At 58.3% G+C, this 19720-nt stretch carries 21 protein-coding genes and 1 tRNA gene; 16 read left to right on the plus strand and 6 right to left on the minus strand.

The window, feature by feature from the left end; all coding sequences use genetic code 11:
- The first annotated feature begins 104 nt into the window (after positions 1–104).
- The 11 genes from F6V25_RS08775 to pnp all read left to right on the plus strand — a co-directional run bounded on the left by F6V25_RS08775 (position 105) and on the right by pnp (position 11146).
- Positions 105–180: transfer RNA gene (locus F6V25_RS08775), tRNA-Thr, on the plus strand.
- Between the two features lie 80 nt (positions 181–260).
- The gene (locus F6V25_RS08780) at positions 261–608 is read left to right on the plus strand and encodes a cytochrome c3 family protein (protein WP_151128227.1); all 348 of its coding nucleotides are present in this window, start codon (positions 261–263) and stop codon (positions 606–608) included.
- 126 nt (positions 609–734) lie between these two features.
- Positions 735–1220 (plus strand): ribosome maturation factor RimP, encoded by a 486-nt coding sequence (gene rimP, locus F6V25_RS08785; RefSeq protein ID WP_151128228.1) that lies wholly within the window; start codon positions 735–737, stop codon positions 1218–1220.
- 38 nt (positions 1221–1258) lie between these two features.
- On the plus strand, positions 1259–2476 hold the full coding sequence (gene nusA / locus F6V25_RS08790; RefSeq protein WP_151128229.1) for a transcription termination factor NusA: 1218 nt from the start codon (positions 1259–1261) through the stop codon (positions 2474–2476).
- A 9-nt stretch (positions 2477–2485) separates the two neighbouring features.
- Entirely contained in the window at positions 2486–3091 is a 606-nt protein-coding gene (locus tag F6V25_RS08795) for a DUF448 domain-containing protein (protein ID WP_151128230.1), read from the plus strand.
- A gap of 2 nt (positions 3092–3093) precedes the next feature.
- A complete protein-coding gene (gene infB / locus F6V25_RS08800; protein ID WP_151128231.1) occupies positions 3094–5814 on the plus strand; it encodes a translation initiation factor IF-2 in 2721 nt (906 codons plus the stop codon).
- Positions 5815–6012: 198 nt separating this feature from the next.
- Positions 6013–6363, plus strand: coding sequence for a ribosome-binding factor A (locus F6V25_RS08805; protein WP_151128232.1), 351 nt, complete (start codon positions 6013–6015; stop codon positions 6361–6363).
- A complete protein-coding gene (locus F6V25_RS08810) occupies positions 6356–7318 on the plus strand; it encodes a DHH family phosphoesterase (protein ID WP_151128233.1) in 963 nt (320 codons plus the stop codon). The genes F6V25_RS08805 and F6V25_RS08810 overlap by 8 nt, the downstream gene beginning before the upstream one ends.
- A 136-nt stretch (positions 7319–7454) precedes the next feature.
- Complete coding sequence (truB, locus tag F6V25_RS08815; RefSeq protein WP_151128234.1) at positions 7455–8363, plus strand: tRNA pseudouridine(55) synthase TruB; 909 nt, start codon at positions 7455–7457, stop codon at positions 8361–8363.
- A gap of 108 nt (positions 8364–8471) precedes the next feature.
- Positions 8472–8738, plus strand: coding sequence for a 30S ribosomal protein S15 (gene rpsO / locus F6V25_RS08820; RefSeq protein ID WP_149306131.1), 267 nt, complete (start codon positions 8472–8474; stop codon positions 8736–8738).
- Between the two features lie 272 nt (positions 8739–9010).
- The gene (gene pnp, locus F6V25_RS08825) at positions 9011–11146 is read left to right on the plus strand and encodes a polyribonucleotide nucleotidyltransferase (RefSeq protein WP_149306130.1); all 2136 of its coding nucleotides are present in this window, start codon (positions 9011–9013) and stop codon (positions 11144–11146) included.
- Positions 11147–11235: 89 nt separating this feature from the next.
- Here the strand turns inward: pnp and F6V25_RS08830 are convergent, their stop codons facing one another.
- The gene (locus tag F6V25_RS08830) at positions 11236–11808 is read right to left on the minus strand and encodes a class I SAM-dependent methyltransferase (RefSeq protein ID WP_151128235.1); all 573 of its coding nucleotides are present in this window, start codon (positions 11806–11808) and stop codon (positions 11236–11238) included.
- 334 nt (positions 11809–12142) lie between these two features.
- On the opposite strand from F6V25_RS08830, the gene F6V25_RS08835 reads away from it, so the two are divergent.
- From F6V25_RS08835 to F6V25_RS08850, 4 genes are all read left to right on the plus strand, one after another.
- The gene (locus tag F6V25_RS08835; protein ID WP_149306128.1) at positions 12143–12334 is read left to right on the plus strand and encodes a hypothetical protein; all 192 of its coding nucleotides are present in this window, start codon (positions 12143–12145) and stop codon (positions 12332–12334) included.
- A 219-nt stretch (positions 12335–12553) separates the two neighbouring features.
- Positions 12554–12805 (plus strand): hypothetical protein, encoded by a 252-nt coding sequence (locus tag F6V25_RS08840; protein ID WP_149209830.1) that lies wholly within the window; start codon positions 12554–12556, stop codon positions 12803–12805.
- An 18-nt stretch (positions 12806–12823) separates the two neighbouring features.
- Positions 12824–13873 carry a hypothetical protein gene (locus F6V25_RS08845; protein WP_151128236.1) on the plus strand — a complete coding sequence of 350 codons (1050 nt, stop codon included), beginning with the start codon at positions 12824–12826 and terminating at the stop codon, positions 13871–13873.
- A 343-nt stretch (positions 13874–14216) separates the two neighbouring features.
- Positions 14217–14846: an acetate uptake transporter gene (locus F6V25_RS08850; RefSeq protein WP_151128237.1), complete on the plus strand. Its 630-nt coding sequence runs from the start codon at positions 14217–14219 to the stop codon at positions 14844–14846.
- A gap of 252 nt (positions 14847–15098) precedes the next feature.
- Here F6V25_RS08850 and F6V25_RS08855 read toward each other — a convergent pair whose 3' ends face one another.
- From F6V25_RS08855 to F6V25_RS08875, 5 genes are all read right to left on the minus strand, one after another.
- On the minus strand, positions 15099–15560 hold the full coding sequence (locus F6V25_RS08855; RefSeq protein ID WP_151128238.1) for a hypothetical protein: 462 nt from the start codon (positions 15558–15560) through the stop codon (positions 15099–15101).
- A gap of 412 nt (positions 15561–15972) precedes the next feature.
- Positions 15973–16848, minus strand: a complete 876-nt coding sequence (locus F6V25_RS17480) for an AAA family ATPase (RefSeq protein WP_218043538.1) — start codon at positions 16846–16848, stop codon at positions 15973–15975.
- Positions 16849–17227: 379 nt separating this feature from the next.
- The gene (locus tag F6V25_RS08865; protein ID WP_151128239.1) at positions 17228–17644 is read right to left on the minus strand and encodes a putative toxin-antitoxin system toxin component, PIN family; all 417 of its coding nucleotides are present in this window, start codon (positions 17642–17644) and stop codon (positions 17228–17230) included.
- Positions 17641–17934, minus strand: coding sequence for a type II toxin-antitoxin system Phd/YefM family antitoxin (locus F6V25_RS08870; RefSeq protein WP_151128240.1), 294 nt, complete (start codon positions 17932–17934; stop codon positions 17641–17643). The genes F6V25_RS08865 and F6V25_RS08870 overlap by 4 nt, the downstream gene beginning before the upstream one ends.
- Before the next feature lie 124 nt (positions 17935–18058).
- Complete coding sequence (locus F6V25_RS08875) at positions 18059–18916, minus strand: AraC family transcriptional regulator (RefSeq protein ID WP_246167005.1); 858 nt, start codon at positions 18914–18916, stop codon at positions 18059–18061.
- 24 nt (positions 18917–18940) lie between these two features.
- Here F6V25_RS08875 and F6V25_RS08880 point away from each other — a divergent pair, with 24 nt between their 5' ends.
- Positions 18941–19714 carry a class I SAM-dependent methyltransferase gene (locus tag F6V25_RS08880; protein WP_151128241.1) on the plus strand — a complete coding sequence of 258 codons (774 nt, stop codon included), beginning with the start codon at positions 18941–18943 and terminating at the stop codon, positions 19712–19714.
- The last annotated feature ends 6 nt before the right edge of the window (positions 19715–19720 follow it).

The following is a 19720-nucleotide window of genomic DNA, read 5'->3' on the forward strand; positions in this document are numbered from 1 at the left end:
GTTTTAAGGTAATTTACCCTCCGCTGAAGCGTTGCTGGATTGATTTGTAGCGAAAAATACCCCGCAAACCCGCATCAAATAACGCTTTGTTGCGCCAATTAGTTGCCATCTTAGCTCAGTTGGTAGAGCAATTGATTCGTAATCAATAGGTCGCCGGTTCGATTCCGGCAGATGGCTCCACCCAGTATAGACAGGCACTCCCGTGATACGGCGAGTGCCTGTTGCATAAAAAAACAATGAATGGGTCTGAGGTCGTTTGTATGGTAAACTATCGGTTGCTTTCGTTTGCGCTCGCCGTTTGCCCGCTCTGGGCGGTAAGCGTCCATGCCGACGAGGCGCGCTCCAAGTCTCAAACCCAGGTCCGTATCGGCAAGAAGGTCGTCTATCCCGCCTCCCGGGGGGATGTGGTGTTCGATCACGATATGCATGTGGATGAACTCAAAGGGGAATCGTGCGCCCCCTGTCATCGCAAGGACGGCCCCATGGGCAAGGATACCCTGGCCCGCTTCGATACCCGTATTGCCCACTATTTTTGCAAGGGATGCCATCGGGAGCGGGGGCGGGGCCCCACGGAGTGCCATGGGTGCCACAAGGTCCCGACAAAATAGCGCTCCGGCCCGGTAAATCCTCAAAAAAAGACTTGCTTCTCCATGGCTTGCTGTGGTACAAAAACAAAAAAGTTGTTCACTAGAAAGTGAGCTCGCAAGGCTCACTTTTTTTTTGCGAGATTTTATATGAGTACAATCAAAGGTGATGTTTGCGGGCTGGTGACCGAGATTGCCCTGCCGATTCTGGAATCCCTCGGCATGGAACTGGTCGATGTGGAGTTCGCCAAAGTAGGGCGCGATGGCGTGCTGCGGCTCTTTATCGACAAAGAGGGCGGCATTAACCTGGACGACTGCGCCGACGTCAGCCGCGAATTGTCGGCGGTCCTGGATGTGGAAGATGTCATCCCCGGCCACTATTCCCTGGAGGTCTCTTCCCCGGGTCTGGATCGGCCCCTCAAGAAACCGGCCGATTATGAACGCTTTGTTGGCCGGTTGGTGAAGGTGCGTACTTTTGAAGCGTTACCCGACGACGCCGGCAACAAGCGCAAAACCTTTGTGGGACGGCTGGAAGGGCTGGCGGACGGCAACGTCGTCATAAAGCTCACCGAGGGGCAGTCCGCCTCGATCCCGCTGGAAAAGGTCGCCAAGGCCAATCTGGAATTCGAATTTTAAGCTCATTTTTCCATATACATCAGTAAGGAGAAGCAATCGTGGATACGAACATCAATCTCAAACATGCCATCGAACAGATCGTCAAGGAAAAGGGTATCGACCGGCAGGTGGTCATGGAGGCCATGGAGCAGGCGGTCTTGACCGCTGCCAACAAGAAATACCGCAATACGCGGGATCTTGAGGCCCATTACAATCCTGACTCGGGTGAGGTGGAACTGTTTGAGTTTGTAACCGTTGTGGAAGAGGTGCAGGACTCCTACAAGGAGATCGACCTCGAAGAAGCCCGCGAGATCGACCCCGAAGTGGAGGTCGGCGACTCCCTGGGGGAACGGCTTGATGCCACCGGGTTTACCCGCATTGCCGCCCAGACCGCCAAACAGGTCATCATCCAGAAGGTGCGCGAGGCGGAGCGGGAAACCATCTTCAACGAGTACAGCGACCGCCAGTGGGAGATCATCACCGGCATGGTGCGGCGTTTCGAGAAGGGCGAGCTGCTGGTCGACCTGGGACGCGCCGAGGCGGCCCTCCCGACCAAGGAGCAGATGCCGCGGGAGGTTTACCGTCCCGGTGATCGTATCCGCGCCATCATTACCGAAATCCGCATGACCACCAAGGGGCCGCAGATCATCCTTTCCCGCACCCATCCCAGCATGCTGGCCAAGCTGTTCGAGCTTGAGGTGCCGGAGATTGCCGAAGGCATCGTGGAGATCAACGCCGTGGTGCGCGATCCGGGCAGCCGCGCCAAGATCGCCGTGTCTTCCAACGATTCGGATGTGGACCCGGTCGGCGCTTGCGTCGGCATGCGGGGCGCCCGCGTCCAGAACGTGGTCTCGGAACTGCGGGGCGAAAAGATCGACATCATCCCCTGGTCCGAGGATATTGCCCGCTTTGCCTGCAACGCCCTTTCACCGGCCCAGGTTTCCAAGGTGTTCGTGGATGAGGATAACCGGGTGCTGGAGATCGTCGTGGCCGACGATCAGCTCTCCCTTGCCATCGGCAAGCGCGGCCAGAACGTCAGCCTTGCGGCCCGCCTGACCGGGTGCCGCATCGATATCAAGAGCGAATCCAAGGCGGCTGAGGCAGAACTGGCCCAGTTCGCTTCCTTTGACGGCACCCAGGGGGAAGAGGAGCCTGCGGCCGACGAGACTGCCGAAGGCGCCGAAGCCGTTGAAGGCTCCGAAGCCGTTGAAACTGCCGAGGCCGGGACCAACGATGCCGCAGCTGCGCCGGATGCCGAAGAGAAGCAGGCGGAGTAGCGCACCGCCATGCCCCGCCACGACGGTGGAGAAAAGCCGCAGCGCAGTTGTCTTGCGTGCCGCGAAACCAGGGATCGGGACCACCTGATCCGTTTCGTGCTCTCCCCACAGGGGGAGGTGGTGCCGGATCTGGATGCCAAGCTGCCCGGCAGGGGCGCCTACACCTGTGTCGATGCCGCCTGTCTGGCTGCGGCGGTCAAGCAGCGCCAGTTCGGCCGCGCCTTCAAGCGCGAGGTGGCCGTGCCCGCTCCCGACGAGATGACCGCGCAGGTGGCGAAGCTTTTGCTCGAACGGGTCATGGGGTACATCGCCCTGGCCAACAAGGCCGGCAAGATCGTTGCCGGCGGTTCGATGGTCGGCGATGCGTTAAAAAGCAAAAACAAGCCGGGGCTGGTCCTGGTGGCGCGGGACGTTTCCGAGGCCATCGGTGAGAAGATCGCGGCCCAGGCGGCCGGCAACAACGTGCCCTGCCGGTGGGTACTGACAAAGGACGATTTCGGCGCTCTGCTCGGCAAAGCGCCGCGCAGTGCGATTGGTATCAAATCGAGTGGTTTTGTGGCGCAACTTTTGAAAACTATTGAACGATATAGAAACTTCCTGGGGGAGGTGCAGTAAGTATGAGCAAGATACGCGTGAGCAATCTGGCAGAAAAATTGGGTGTTGATGCCCGTGAGACCCTTGCCAGGCTCAAAGAGATCGGGGTTGAGGCCAAGTCGGCGGCCTCCCTGGTCGAAGAGGATGCCGTCAAGAAGTTGCTGACGCCTCAGCCCAAGGAAAGCAGTGCCAGCACCGAAGAGGTGCGGGTCACGACCAACATCATCAGGCGCCGCGCCAAAGCTGTTCCGGCGGCTCCGGCCGAAGAGGAAGCGCCGGCTCCGGTTGCCGCAGCCCCTGCAGCGCCCGTAGTTGCGGCCACTGTCGTTGCTCCTGCTCCTGCGGCCGCCGCGGTTGTGGAACCGGAGAAAAAGGCCGAACCGGCCCCGGCAGCCAAGGCCCCGGTGGTCAAGCCCGCCGAGCCTGAGGCTGTTGTTCCTCGTGAGGTGCCGCCGACAGCGGCCCCGGCACCGGCACCGACCGCCGTTGTGGAACCGGTTGTCCCCGAGAAACCCAAGGCGCAGCCCGAAGTGCTGAGAGCCGGCCCCAATCAAGCCCGCATCCTGGGCCGGATGGAGATTCCGGGCGTTACCAGTCGTCCGACCCGCGTGGTGACAAAGGATGCGCCCCCCACGCCGCGCAACGCACCGCCTCGGCATGACGCGGCGGCACCCCGGAGCGCCGCTCCCGCAGGCGAACAGGACCGTTCCCGCATGAAGCAGGTGCAGCTTGCGCCGGCAGCCCCCTCGGCCGGCGACAGTCGCCGTCCCGGCGGGAAAAAGGACGGCCCGGGCCACGGCGGCGCCGATGCCGGCAAGGGCAAGAAGGGCGGCGCTGCTGCCGGCAAGGGCAAGAAGGAACAGCCGAAAAAACATGAGATCCTGGAAAAACGTGAACGCACCTTTGATCCGGTTTATCGGGGCGGCAAGAAGAAAGGCGGCAGGGAGCGGTCGGTCGAAACCCGCAAGACCGAGATTACCGTTCCCAAGGCCATCAAGCGAATCATCCGCATCTCCGAGAGCATCAGCGTCGGCGAATTGGCCAAGCGTATGGGTATCAAGGCCAATGACCTGATCAAATCCCTGATGAAGATGGGGATGATGGTCACCATCAACCATCCCTTGGATTACGACACCGCGGTCATTCTGGCCTCCGAGTACGGCTATGAAGTCGAAAACGTGGCGATTGACCTGGACGAGATTCTGGAATCGACCCCCGATGCGCCCGAAACCCTTGTAAAACGGCCGCCGGTCGTGACCATCATGGGCCACGTCGATCACGGTAAAACCTCCCTTCTGGACGCTATTCGCAAGGCCAATGTCATTGCCGGCGAGGCGGGAGGCATCACCCAGCATATCGGCGCCTACGACGTGGAGCTGAAGGGGCGCAAGATCACCTTCCTCGATACCCCGGGCCATGAAGCGTTTACCGCCATGCGTGCCCGCGGCGCCAAGGTGACCGACATCGTCATTCTGGTCGTTGCTGCCGACGACGGGGTCATGCCCCAGACCCGCGAGGCCATCAACCACTCCAAGGCCGCCGGGGTTCCGATCATCGTGGCGATCAACAAGATCGACAAGCCGGACGCCAAGCCGGAGCGGGTCAAGCAGGAACTGATGGAGTTCGGCCTGGTCGCGTCCGAGTGGGGCGGCGACGCCACCATGGTGGAGGTGTCGGCCAAAAAACGCCTCAACCTGGAAGAACTGTTGGAAATGATCCTGTTGCAGGCCGATGTGATGGAGCTCAAGGCCAACCCCGACAAGCTGGCCAAGGGGACCATCGTGGAAGCCAAGCTGGACAAGGGACGCGGTCCGGTTGCCACAGTACTGGTGCAGGAAGGTACCCTCAAGGCGGGCGACTACTGCGTCGTCGGCATCCATTCCGGCCGTGTGCGTGCCATGCAGAACGACCGCGGAGAGAAGGTCCTGGTGGCCGGTCCCTCCAAGCCGGTGGAAGTGGTTGGCCTCTCCGGCGTGCCCGATGCCGGTGACGTCTTTGTGGCCATGCAGGATGAAAAACAGGCCAAGGAGATCGCCACCCTGCGCCAGATCAAGCTGCGCGAGGTGGAACTGGCCAAGCACACCAAGTTGACGCTGGAAGACCTGTACCGCAAGATTCAGAGCGGCGAGGTCAAGGACCTTAACGTCATCGTCAAGGGCGATGTGCAGGGGTCGGTGGAAGCGGTGGGCGAATCGTTGCGCAAGCTGTCCACCGATGCGGTGCGGCTCAACGTCCTCCACTCCGCGGTCGGCGCCATCACCGAGACGGACGTCAACCTGGCTGCGGCATCCAACGCCATCATCATCGGCTTCAACGTCCGCCCCGAGGTCAAGGCCCAGGGCCTGGCCGAGAAGGAAGGGGTCGATATCCGCCTCTACAACATCATCTACGATGCGGTTGAGGATGTGAAAAAGGCCATGGAAGGCCTCCTGGAACCGACCTTCAAGGAAAAATACCTTGGGCGCGCCGAGGTGCGCGAACTGTTCTCGGTACCCAAGATCGGTATCGTCACCGGTTGTCACGTTCAGGACGGCAAGATGCTGCGCAACGCCCAGGTCCGCCTGCTGCGCGACAACGTGGTGATCTACGAGGGCAAGATGTCGTCCCTGCGCCGTTTCAAGGACGATGTCAAGGAAGTGGCCAGCGGCTACGAATGCGGTATCGGCCTGGAGAATTACCACGACATCAAGGTCGGCGACCTCATCGAAGCGTTCGAGATGGAGAAGATCGCCGCGAAACTGTAGTTCCAAAGAGCATTCAAACTGATGGTGCCTAACCACTGACCACCTCTCACCCCTCCTTGATAAGGAAGGGTGAGAGGTGGTTGATATGAGTGCCGTCATGAGTGCACGTTGGCATAGACTCCGCCCCAGAGGCATGGGGTTGCGGGGGCTGCCCTTGTGGCCGGCCCCTCGCGCCCTAAAGAAAAAGGTTGCATTTTTATGGCACACAAACGTTCCGATAAGGTCGCCGAGACCATCCATGAGCTGATTTCTTCGATCCTCTCCCGGGGGCTCAACGACCCGCGTATCGGATTTGTCACCATCATTGCCGTGGAGGTCACCGAGGACCTGCGGCTGGCGCGGGTTTTCTTCACGGTCATCGGCGACGACCAGGCCAAGAAGGACAGCGAGGCCGGCCTGAACAGCGCCAAGGGGTTCCTGCGTCGCGAATTGGGCAAGAGCCTGACCATGCGCTACACACCGGAAATCATCTTCAAGTACGATCATTCCGGGGAGTACGGCTCCCGGATAGACTCTCTCCTCAAGGAGATTGATACCCCGCATGAATGAAACCATTCAGGATATCGCATCGGTCATCCGCGCCAATACCTCGTTTCTGATCACCAGCCACGAAAGCCCGGACGGCGATGCGGTCGGCTCTACCCTGGCCCTGGCCTCGTTCCTGCGGAAGAGCGGCAAAGAGGTCTGCGTCCATCTGCGTGACCAGGTGCCTGATCTGTATGCCTTCCTGCCGGGTGCCGATACGGTTGCTCACCACATACCCGACCGGGATTTCGATGTGGCCTTTGTGCAGGATATAGGCGAGTTTAGCAGGGCGGGTGAAGAGTTCTGCTCCTTCAAACGCATCGGCACGCTGGTCAATCTGGACCATCATCTGGGGTGCGATAACTTCGGCCACCACAACCTGATCGATCCCCAGGCCGCGGCGACCGGTGTGCTGGTTCATCGGGTCATCAGCGCCTTGGGCGGCCCCATGGACCGGGATACGGCACTCTGCCTGTACGTCTCCATCATCACCGATACCGGCTCCTTCCGTTATTCCAACGCCAACACCGAGGCCTTTGCCATTGCCGGCGAGATGATCGGCTACGGTATCAACGCCTGGGATGTGGCGGAACAACTCTATGAGAATCAGCCCCGCAAGCGTTTGGAACTGTTGTCCAAGTGCCTGCCCACCCTTGAGGTGATCAGCAACGGCCGGGCAGCTTCGGTAGCCGTGACCCTGGACATGTATGCCGTAACCGCTACCGACGCCGAGCTGACGGACGGGTTCATCAATTATCCCCGTTCCATACGCGGTGTGGAAGTGGCGATCTTCTTCCGCCAGCTGTCCGAGCAGCGCTACAAGGTCGGTTTCCGCTCCAAGGGCAAGGTCAACGTGGCCGGGTTTGCCGCCAGCATGGGCGGAGGCGGGCACCACAACGCCGCCGGCTGCACCGTGGACGGCACCTTGGACGAGGTAAAGGCCAAGGTCTACGCCATCGTGGAATCCGCCCTTTGCTAGATCGTCCCCGCTCCCCCCAAAACCGTCCGCACCACGGGGAACATCCTGCACGTTCGGCCGCAGCCCGGTACGGCGCCTTGCGCGTTCCGGCCCCCCTTCCGTTTTCGTGGTCGAGCACCGGTGCCCCCAGCCCCCTATGAATGGTTTCGTGGTTATCGATAAACCGGTCGGCCTCACCTCCCATGATGTGGTCAACCGCGTGCGCAGGATTCTCGGCACCAGGAGGGTAGGACATACCGGTACCCTGGACCCCTTTGCCACCGGCGTCCTGCCGGTAGCGGTCAACGAGGGGACCAAGGCCATACCGTTTTTGGACGAAGGGCAGAAGGTCTATGAGGCGCTCCTGCGTCTCGGAGTAAAGACCGATACCCTGGACATGACCGGCCGGGTGCTGCACGAGGCCGACGGGACGCAGGTGAGCCGCGACCGTCTGGAAGCCGTGGTGGCGGACTTTACCGGCGAGATCAGCCAGATGCCTCCCATGTTCTCGGCCATCAAACAGGACGGGCAACCGCTGTACAAGCTGGCGCGCAAGGGGCAGGAAGTGGAGCGCCAGGCGCGCCAAGTGCAGATCTATTCCCTGGAGATCGTCTCCGTGGATCTGCCGCTGGTGGCCCTGCGGGTGGTCTGCTCCCGCGGCACCTACGTGCGTTCCCTGGCGGACGACATGGGGGCGGCCCTCGGCTGCGGCGCCGCGCTCCAGGAATTGCGCAGGACGGCCAGCGGGCCGTTCACCATCGCAGCCAGCATGACCCTGGACGAATTGCAGGAGGCGGCGCAGGAGGGCAGGACCGAAGCGGTATGCCGAACCCCCTATGCCGTCCTCGGCCACCTGATGGATATCCCCCTGACCGATGCCGGTGTGGTCAAGGTCAGGCACGGCAGGGCGCCCGAACTGGACGAAACCGGTATTGCCGCCTGGCCGGCATGTGCCGCGCCCCTGACGGTGCGCCTCTCCCAGGGGCAGGAACTTGTTGCGGTCGCGGAGCTCTCCTCTCTGGATGGAGAGGGGGTTCGTATTGCGCTGAAGCGGGTCTTCTGCTGAGTTACCGCTTTACAAATTTGCACGCATGTGCTATTTAAAAAAATCCATGATAAAGTTGCTATGCTGCTGCATACAAATAACAAACCGCAATGAAGGGAGGTGTTGACAGTGTTGGCATCCGAAAAAAAACAGGAAATCATCAACTCGTTCAAAACCCATGAAAGCGACACAGGTTCTCCGGAGGTGCAGATCGCTATTCTCACCGAGCGGATCACCTATCTGACCGAGCATTTCAAGATCCACAAAAAGGACCACCACAGCCGTCGCGGGCTTCTGAAGCTCGTCGGCCAGAGGAGGCGCCTTCTGGACTACCTCAAAGGCAAAGAGCTGGACAGGTACAAGAAGGTTATCGAACGACTCGGCATACGCAGGTAATGGAAGGCAGTATGCCCGCTCTTTTGCGGGTATATTGCCTGCTCCATTTTTTGGTATGCTCGTTTCGCAAGAGGGCTTCACAGCCCTTTTATTTTTTGTTGGGGACGTGGGTAGAGTTGCCCTGAAGATCAAAGAACATCTGCCGATGGGACGCGGAGAACGGCCTTGAGCCAATCCAGCCCTGTTCCCGTGGCTTTTTCAGCAGATTATTGATTGTCGTTCAGGGATGCTGTAGCGACGGCCCCAACACAACCAAACAGGAGAATGAAGATATGGAACAAAAAGTACAGGTTGAGTTCGGCGGCAGGACCATTACCATTGCCACCGGCAAGATGGCCAAACAGGCCAGCGGCGCCGTGGTGGTAAGTTGTGGCGACACCGTGGTGCTGGTGACCGCCGTGGCGACAAAAGAGGCCAAGGAAGGGCAGGATTTTTTCCCCCTTACCGTCAACTATATCGAAAAAGCCTACGCCGGCGGCAAGATCCCGGGCGGTTTTTTCAAGCGCGAAGCACGTCCGTCTGACCCTGAAACCCTCACCTGCCGGTTGATCGACCGTCCGATCCGCCCGCTCTTTCCCGAGAATTTCCTGAACGACACCCAGATCATGGCCACCGTGGTATCGGCCGACAAGGACAACGATCCCGCCATCCTGTCCATGCTGGGCGCCTCGGCTGCCCTGATGGTGTCCGACGTTCCGTTCCAGGGCCCCATCGCCGGCGCCAAGGTCGGCCGGGTAAACGGCAAGCTGATCTGCAACCCCACCGCCGAAGAGCTTGAGCAGAGCGACCTGGAGATCGTGGTCGCCGCCAGCCGCGACGCGGTTATCATGGTGGAGGGCGAAGCCAAATTCGTCTCCGAGGCCGACATGCTGGAGGCCATCTTCTTTGCCAAAGAGGCGATGTTGCCGTTGATCGAGGCTCAGGACGAATTACAGAAGAAGGCCGGCGTCGCCAAACGCGTGATCGCCCCCCCCGTCGTGGACGAAGCGCTGCTGGCCAGGGTGCGCGAACTGGCCTATGATCGTATGGGCGAGGCGGTCAAGATCAAGACCAAGCAGGAGCGCCACAATCAGATCGACCTGATCACCGCCGAGACCGTCGAGGCCCTCAAGGAAGAGTTCGAAGGCAAGACCAAGCAGATCAAGGCATTCCTGGGCGATTTCGAGTACGAGCGCGTCCGTGACGATATCCTGAATACCGGCATCCGCATCGACGGCCGCGACACGGCCACCATCCGCCCCATTACCAGCGAAGCAGGCCTTTTGCCCCGTACCCACGGTTCCGCCCTGTTCACCCGCGGCGAAACCCAGGCCCTGGTTTCCACCACCCTGGGCACCTCCATCGACGAACAGCGCATCGACTCCCTGTACGGCGAGTCCCGCAAGCGCTTCCTGCTCCATTACAACTTCCCGCCGTTCTCCGTGGGTGAAACCAGCTTCCGCCTGGCTCCGGGCCGTCGCGAAATCGGCCACGGCATGCTGGCCGAGCGCGCACTGTCGGCCGTCATTCCGAAGCACGAAGACTTCCCCTACACCATCCGCATCGTCTCCGAGATCCTGGAGAGCAACGGCTCCTCCTCCATGGCCTCGGTCTGCGGCGGCAGCATGTCGCTGATGGACGCCGGCGTACCTATCACGGCTCCGGTTGCGGGCATCGCCATGGGCCTGATCAAAGAGGGCGACAAGGTCGCCATCCTGTCCGACATCCTGGGCGACGAAGACCACCTGGGCGACATGGACTTCAAGGTGGCCGGCACGACCGAAGGGGTTACCGCCCTGCAGATGGACATCAAGATCGGCGGCGTCACCAAGGAAATCATGCAGCAGGCGCTGAAACAGGCCCGTGAAGGCCGGTTGCACATCCTGGGCAAGATGGCCGAGACCCTGTCGGCCGCACGCGGCGAGATGTCTCCCTTTGCCCCGCGCATCACCACCATCTGGATCAAGACCGACCGTATCCGCGACGTCATCGGTACCGGCGGCAAGAATATCCGCAACATCACCGAGACCACCGGCGTCACCGTGGATATCGAGGATACCGGCCGCATCAACATCGCCAGCACCAACAAGGAAGCCTGCGACCTGGCCATCCAGATGATCCGTGGCCTGACCGACGAGGCCGAAGAAGGCAAGCTCTACATGGGCACCGTCAGGAAGGTCATGGACTTCGGCGCCTTTGTGGAGATCATGCCGGGCACCGACGGCCTGGTACATATCTCCGAACTGGATACCAAGCGGGTCAAGACGGTTACCGAAGTGCTGAACGAGGGCGACAAGGTCCTGGTCAAATGCATCGGCATCGACAAGAACGGCAAAATCAAGCTCTCCCGCAAGGAAGCGCTCGGCCTCAACCCCGACGGTACGCCGAATGGTTCGGCCCCGTCGACGGAGGAGCCGTCGGGCGAATAATCCCGACTGTCCGGTAGTTTGAACGACAAACAAAAGGCGAAGTCCGCATCAGGGGCTTCGCCTTTTTTATGCCGTCTCGCCTCGGGAACTCAGCCCGCCTTCCTGAACAATACCCGGGCCGTGGGCATATCCCCCTCCCTGATCTCCTCGCTGAACAGCACCTCACCCTCGAAGGCCCCAAATATCCTCTCAAGCTCGCCATGACGCAGGAAAAAGTCCGGGTTGTGGGTTGCCAGGAGCTGGGGCGATTCCAGGATGGTGTCGAACAGCAGGAGCCCCCCCGGCGCCAGGGCGCCGACCTCCTCGGGGATCAGGGGGCGCAGCAGGAAGTTGACGTTGACGATCAGGTCGTACTCTTCCCCGATGTGCCACCCCTCCAGGTCCTGCCGGCGGAAGTCGATCTCCAGCCCCTCTGCCCGGGCCTGGCGCTCGCCCCTGGCGATGCCCACATCCGAGATGTCCAGTCCGGTCACCCGGAAGCCGTGCCGGGCCAGAAAGATGCTGTTGCGCCCCTCGCCGCAGGCCAGGTCCAGGGCCCGCCTGCCGGGGGCCAGGCGGAGGATGCGCTCTATCTCCCGCTCCAGGAAGGGGGAGGGGTGCCCGCCCTGATACGCATCGGCCACTCCGAAGCGCTGGTTCCACTTGATTCTGTCCGTTTCCATACCACCTCCGAATATTTGCATTTCTGCAAAAGAACGTCACACGCTGTTTTGCAGTTTTGCAAACACCTCCGTGGCCATGCATACCACAACTAACCTATTGAAACAACGGTAGATCAAAAAGGACCATCTACGTCGCCATTGGCGCCGCCCTGGGGCCGGGAGCCCTCGATGCCGACCTCCGCTTTTTGCATTGCTGCAAAGCGTAGCCGGCGTCCGCAGCCCGGTAACGTGCCATGTGTTTTCAACTATCCGTAATTGCTTGATAATGTCTGTACGCGCGATATTGGCACATCCTGTGCGTATACACTGTTGAACACGGTACATGAGGGCGCCAATGGGAAAAACGAACATCTGTCCCTTTTACGGGAAAAACGATGATTACTGCGATGTGGGATGCGGCTATATCTCCCCCCACGACGTGAACATGATCATCCGTTACTGCAGCGGCCGCCACACCGACTGCACCAAGTACCTGGAACTGGCCGACAGATTTCCGCACGAACTGGTTCACCTGATCAAGTGCTGAGCCACCATTGATCTACCCCGAAACCGTGACGGCTTCACGGCTCTGTTCGCTTACCATGCCGCCGTTCAGGCGTTACGGATTCAGGATAGATTCATTCGATAAAAAGGAGAGCTGCCATGTTGTACCACCTGACGCTTCATCTGAACGGATTTCATCTTGCACTGTCCCTGACGGTCGCCATGCTGTTCATAGTCATTATCCTTGCAAAGGAGAAGAGAGATGAGCGAAAGAGAGCTTGAACTGTTGTCGCGGATCGAAGAGCTGGAGCGCCACACCTGGCGTAACAGCGCCATCCTGCGGGCGGTCGCCATGGTGTCCTTTACCACGATGATCGGTTTCGTGATCGCCTCCGGGGTCGTGGGCGGCGGGCACGGCAGCCACTGGTCCGGTCCGGCCTGGAACACCATGTGGCTCTACGGCCTGTTTGCGGCCAATGCGGTGTCGATGTTCTGGACAACCCACAAAGAATAACTCCGGAGGAATGCCGCCATGCCGATGAAAATCTCTCACGCAATCCTGCTGCTGGTGGTCTGCGTTGTCTGCGCCGCCTTCAATATGCAGCTCTTTTCCGGTTTGGACGAAATGATGGGGGACCAGTATTGGGTCATCGATTCCACCCAGGGCGACCACGGCTGGTACGCCATGGGACTGTTGCCCCACGTCAAGAAGGTGCCCAAGGATGTGGTCAAGGCGGTCAACACCGACCCCAACACCAAGGACAAGTACATCATCTACGCCCAGAGCGGCGACTTTGCCGGCACGTCGGTCTACGGCATCTGCTTCGGCATCCCGCTCATCATGTACCTGATCTGGTTCGCCTTTATCATCGGCTTCCCGGACCGGATCGACCCCTACCTCCTGCCACGCAGGATCTTCACCATAGCGGTGATCATCGGCTGCTCGGTGATCGCCAACCTGTTCCTGATGCGCATCGCCGCCGACTTCGCCCGCGACCCCATGTCCCGCATCGCCAACGTGGCCGGCAACCATGCCTCGCTCCTGTTCCATAACGCCGGTATCTGGTTCGCCATCCTCTTCTCGGCCCTGGGCACCCACGGTCACTCCTCCAACGAGGTGCAGGCCCCGGACAGCCGCAACTGGCAGACCCAGGCCAACGAGAAGTTCAACTGGATGTTCACCATGCTGGGGATCGTGACGGTCCTGGAGGTCGCCTTGGTGAAGAACAAGCTGGCCCTGCCCGATGCGGCGGTGGATTACTCGGTCTGGATCATCTGGGTCGTGATCTTCATGCGCATGTACGGCTTCTCTCCCAAATACTGGGTCAAGCGCCCCACCGGCATCGCCATCATGGCGGTGGGCACCCTGCTGACCCTGCCGGTCTTTTACCTGCTGGAGCGGGCGACCGGGACCCTGGGAGCCGGTTTTGCCTCGCCGATCCTGGCTAAGGCCCTTGGTGCCGAGAACCAGAATGTGGGGCTGTCGCTGATGATCTCCATCTATCTGGTATTCTGGATGGAGTTTGCCGCCGCCATCCGCAGGAACGGCCCGGTCAAGAAGGCCGTTGCCCAAAAAGCGTAGGCGCCAAGGCTCCTGGCCGAGCTGAAGCCCGCAACCCTTGAGCAGGCATTATTGTCATATTTGCAAAACCCAATTTGCATTTTTGCGAAACGTCCGCCATAGCGACACATGCAGCCCGAACTTGCAGGATTATGGTCGTTTGTATCGTCCCATTGAGTAAAACGGGAAAGTTATTTTGCAATACTGCAAAACAGACAGGAGAGGGGGTGTTGGCATAACAAGGAGTAACACTTCGAAAACACGCATTATTTTTGTGATTACGGTATTATATAACGTTGGTATGTTTGTTGCTGGTAGGTAGCCAAGAGCAAAATAAATATAATAAAGAAATGAGGAGGAAGAAATGAGCGACGTAAAACTGGGAAATCCTGCGGTTGTTGGCCTCGCTGGCTTTGGAATGACAACAATGGTGCTGCAATGCCATAACCTGGGATGGTGCGGTATTGCCCCTGTCCTCTGGCTCGGACTCTGCTTCGGCGGCTCCGCTCAGCTCATCGCCGGCCTGATGGAATTTAAAACCGGCAACAACTTCGGTTTTTGCGCCTTTACCGGGTATGGCGCTTTCTGGATCTCCCTGTGTCTGATGCTGATATTCGGAAAGAACCCGGACCTGGTCAAAGCCTATCCGACCCTCGCCTTCTCCGCAAACGATCTCGGCTTCTTCCTGGTAGCCTGGACCATCTTCACCTTCATCCTCTTCATCGCCTCAATGAAGCACAACGCGACGCTGGCCTTCATCTTCCTCACCCTGCTCCTTGGCTTTATCGGTCTTGACCTGAAAGAACTTGCCGGCAGCGCCCTTGCCGGGACCTTCGCCGCTTACGACCTGCTTATCTGCGCCTTTTCCGCGCTGTACCTGATGGCGGTTGCCGTGTATGGCGAATCCGGCATTAAGCTCCCTGTCGGCGAGGCCTGGATCAAGGAAAAGGCGCAAGCTGAGGAAAGCCTCGCTGCCAGTAAGGTTACCGCATAAGCATCTCCTTCCGGCTGCATCCTCGAAGCGGCCGTCGTAGAACCATCCATATTGTGAATAGTTTGATGGGCCATGGCAACCACCATGGCCCATCTTCTTTGTGCACATCAGGAGCGAGCGAATACTGCCGAGGCTTGCGATCATTGAAGGGCAGAGTAATTGCTGTCCACTACTTGGAGGTATTGAACGGGCGGGTTCTCGATCTGTCTGGAGGTGATGGCAGGCTGGAACGAACCGGCCAGGGCCGGTCGGCTACCACAGGTAAATGGATTTGTTGTCGAAGTAGCGCCGGTTGAGATACAGGAACACGTTCAGCATCAGGAACAGAACGAACACACTGAAAGCATTGAGGCGGTAGTGGTGGTCGGGGACGATGGCCCCCGAAGTTGTGACGATCTGCTGGACGGGAAGGAGAAAGAGGTTGGCGATCCCATTAAAGCTGTTGATAAAATTGTAGGCGATGAGCAGCCAGAGGGTGAGCCGCTGCCGCTTCAGGATTCCGGCAATGAGGTATAAAGAGATGATACTGTCGGCAAAGGTTAAGGATTCGCTGGCATCCCCCGAGTATAGTTTCCCCATAAAGGGGAACGGTTCACCGAGGTGGGAAAGAGTCAAGAGCATGGAAAAGAGATAGACGCCGACCAGGGGGGCCAGCACAAAGTGCCTCCACCTCTCATCCGACACTACCACAGCCTTGTGATCGGTCTCTTTCAAGGTGCTCTCCTTTATCTGTCCGTTGATGCGGGGAATGCACCTGCAGGGGCCATTACCGGCACGCCCGGTCTGCTCGACAGCCGATACGCTCTCTTCTACGGCATTCTCAAAAACAAATCAACGGAAAACTAACAGAATACCGGGCCTCGCGTAAGATGCGTTCACCATTTGCCTTCAATGGTAGGATAGTTTGGGAAATGTCAAAGTGGTGAGTTTGTGAGGGGAGGGCAGAGCGCCTCGACGTCTGGATGGGCCGAAAATACGGTTTCTACGGTCGGGCTGAGAAGTTTATTCTGGCTGCAATCAAGGTGGGCTCGTTTGGTTTGCCGTAACTGAGGCCGTATTGGAGAGTAACCCTTGAAAATGGAATTTTCCCCTTTTCAAGGGTTACCCTCTAACGGATCTCTTCCTTTTATGTATGTCGAATAACGTTGAAGCCTTCATCCGGTGATGGTGGGACAAAGTAGTGGGTGATTTCATCAAATTCATTGTCACTCACCATAAATGGATGTGAACTGGCAGCATTGCGTTCATGCAAACGAGCCTTGCACGTTTCATCCGGGGCATCAAGATAGTGAAGTTCATGGGCGACATCAGCCTTCTCGAATAGAGCCTTTGCCCATTGTCTACTGGTTGGCGTGTTTGCCGGAAAATCGAGCACGACGGACAGCCCTGCTTGTAATAGCGCAGCAATATGGCCGGCAAGCGCCTTGCGAAATCGCCCGGTGCAGCGTACGTAGTCGGAAAGGTTATTGATCTCGTCGGCATAAATCTGTGAGAGCCAATCGTCTTCACTGACCAGGATGGTTTTAGCGTTGGCGGCCAACCGGTGCGCAAGGGTTGATTTTCCCGCCCCAATTTTCCCACACACCAGATAGAGGACTGGTGCAGACTCAGGTCGTATCAGTTCCGTCCCGTACGAATTATCCACGACACAGCGCCAGACGCCTTCTGTGTCCCGTTTGAAAACGTATGTGGCGTGCCTCTCCATGGCAAAGGCTTCACCGCTGCTCTGCTTTCCGCTGAGAAGTGTCTGTGCTAAAACGAGGGCACTAGTGCCACCTTCGATGACAGACATATCTCCTTGCTTCACCACGAGGCTATGATTGAAATACTCCGAAATGGCAACAAATGCAGCGCGGATTTGCTGCTTTCCGGTGACATTCAAGCCTGGACGCACGACAAGGGTGGCATCCTCGGCGTAAAAGTCCATCAGAGCGTCAAAATCTTCACGATTTATGGCGCTGTCTGCTGATTCAATGACCTGATTGAGTTCGTGTGGCTGCATCGATACACTCCTGTGTTTTTTGAAATTACCCAGGAAGCGGAAATAAAAAAACCCGCCTCCGTGGGGGCGGGTTGCTTATATTATCTGACAACGTGCGCTATCCCACCATTTTGGAAATGGTGGAAATAATCAGCGCAGTGTAAAATTCGTGACGGTTCATTTTTTTATGCTAACACGACAGAGGATTGTTTTGCCAACCTTTTATTGGACCCCTTGGCACAATATGGGGGGAGCCCTTGAAAAGCAGTATTATCGAGGGCAGGCCACCTCGCGGCTCTTTGTTGTCTCCATCCATATTTTTAGCGGTGATGAGGTTTGTGAGGGCAGGCCTGCGCCTCCCCAACAAACGGACGTTTCCTCTCCCAGCGGGGGAGAGGAGCTATTTCCTCCGCTGTTTTTTGTAGAATGCCAGAAACTCGCTTGGAGAAAGAACCGTTACCCCCTGGCATAGTTCAGGCGGGAAATGTATCCGGTTCCCGGTGACGATACATATTGCCTGGGAGGCCATGGCAACTTCCAGGAACGGTTCGTCGTCGATGTCGGGTAGGGATTGGGTGAGTGGCGAGGAGGCTACCGTGAGTCCTCGGTATTCGATCTGGTCGAGGAGGGCCGCAACCTTGTCTTTGTCGAACTTGAACTTGGGGCGGTCGAGCACTTCCTGATATTCGGTCAGGATGCGGGCATCCAGGGCAAGGGTCAGTTCACCCGAAGAAACCATGCGGACTATTTCCCCGCACGGCCCGAACGGCGACAACAGCCCGGCGACAAGGACGTTGGTGTCGAGAACGATGTTCACCGCGCTGACGTGCGCTTTTGTCGGACAGCTTTGATCTCGGCGTTGATCTCATCCATGGTTATCCGGTCCGCTCCCTGGTCAACGGAACTGCGCTGAAGCGCTGCAACCGCCTCGACGGCCCGCGCCTGGCGGAATGCCGACAGGGATTCTTCGAGGTTCGACTCGCTGATCGCCGCAAGGATAGCTATGGGCCTGCCATTGCTGGTAATGATCATTTCCCGTTCTTCCGGGAGATCTTTCCATATCTGGGCCGATTTGCCCCGCAGGTCGCGCACGCTTAAAAATTTCATGATGATTGCCCTCCTTTGTGTCTATAATTATGCCCGCAATTGTCACTCAAAGCAAATGGACTTTTCTGTAGTCATGTTTGTTAGATCAATAAGGACCGATGTTGAATGTGTCCGCCCTTGGGAACTACAGGGTTTGTCTCGCTGCCTGCACATACTGCCCCGGTGGTGAACCAAGGGCATGGCGAAACATGTCGATAAACGCGCTGAGGCTCCCGTATCCCAGGTCAAAGGCCACGCTTGTCACGCTATGGCCTTTGCCAAGGCGTTTCACCGCCTCTTGCAGAATGAGCCTTTTCCGCCACGTTCCAAATGTCAGCCCGGTCTCGCGCACAAAAAGGCGCGCCAAGGTTCGTGAGCTTGCACCCGCAATAATGGCCAGTTCGTCAATAGCCCTTTTGTCGCCTGGGTTGCTTAGCAAAAAATCCATGGCCCTCTGAAGCCGTTCATCTTGCCCCATGGGCAGACGGAGGTCTGTCGGTTCCATGCTTCGCAATTCGTCGATAATCACCATCATCAACCGGTACCCGGCACTGTCTGACTCATAGGTATCCCCAACCTTCACAGATTCCAGAATCAATTCGCGCAACAGCGGGGAAACCTTTAAGACTTTGCATTCATTGGGTAGGACTCGGGAGACGGATTGGTCGATGAAGAGATTACGCAGTGAGGCGTCACCGGGAAAATATACCTCATGTTCCACCTCGGGCGGAACCCATACCGCTTGCGAAGGGGGCACCACCCAAATATCACGACTGCAAATAACCCGCATCACCCCCCTGCTGGCAAATATCAGTTGCCCGCGCGGATGGGCATGGGGTGCCGCGCAGCCGGCCCGATGAACCTCCATGGCAAATGGAATGACCGGCAAAGCGGGATTGACGATGTAGCCGATTTCGATAGGGGATAATTTTGTCAGTTTTGAGACATCCATTGTCATAATATAGCAAGACAGCCATTGTCTCCACAAGCTATAATCCGCCAATACAATCCTCGGGGAGGCTTCAGCATGAATTATGGAATTAAACAGGCTCACGAATCGAACATCATCGAGCAGTTCTCCCGCCAAGCCATTCCATTTACCCGGGTCCCCGGTCACTATGATGCGATGCAAATCCTGATCGAGTTGTCCGGGGTGCACCGTGACGATACGGTATTGGATGTGGCATGCGGGCCGGGCATGGTTGCATGTGAGTTTGCCCGGCACGCTCGGCATGTGACCGGCATCGATATCACGCCGGCTATGATCGAGCAGGCGGCACAACGCCAACAGGAACAGAAGCTGGATAACCTGGCATGGGACAGGGGTAATGCCATACCGCTGCCCTATGCCGACAACTCGTTTTCATTGGTGATCACCCGATACAGTTTCCACCATTTGTTGGCGCCGGAAGAGGCGTTGGCGGAAATGATGAGGGTGTGCGCGCCGGGGGGGCGGGTCATGGTTGCGGATGTTGCGGTTGAATCCGCGAAAGCAGCAGCGTATGACCGCCTGGAAATGCTGAGAGACCCTTCCCATACCCACGCTTTAACCCAGGAAGCGTTTGCCGCGCTGTTCCGGAATTCCGGCTTGGCGGATTGTCGCCAGAGCGCCTATGGCGTCGATATAGAGCTGGAGACCCAGTTGAAAGCGTCGTTTCCCAAACCGGGCGACGAGGAGGTGCTGCGGAACATGGTCACAGACGACGTGGGCGTTGACGCTCTCGGCATCAATGCCCGGAGGGTGGACGGCAGTGTTGTCTATACCGTGCCTATCGCTGTGTATGTGGGCAGGAAGAGGTGAGGGGCG

It is taken from the genome of Oryzomonas japonica (assembly GCF_008802365.1).
Taxonomy (GTDB): domain Bacteria; phylum Desulfobacterota; class Desulfuromonadia; order Geobacterales; family Pseudopelobacteraceae; genus Oryzomonas; species Oryzomonas japonica.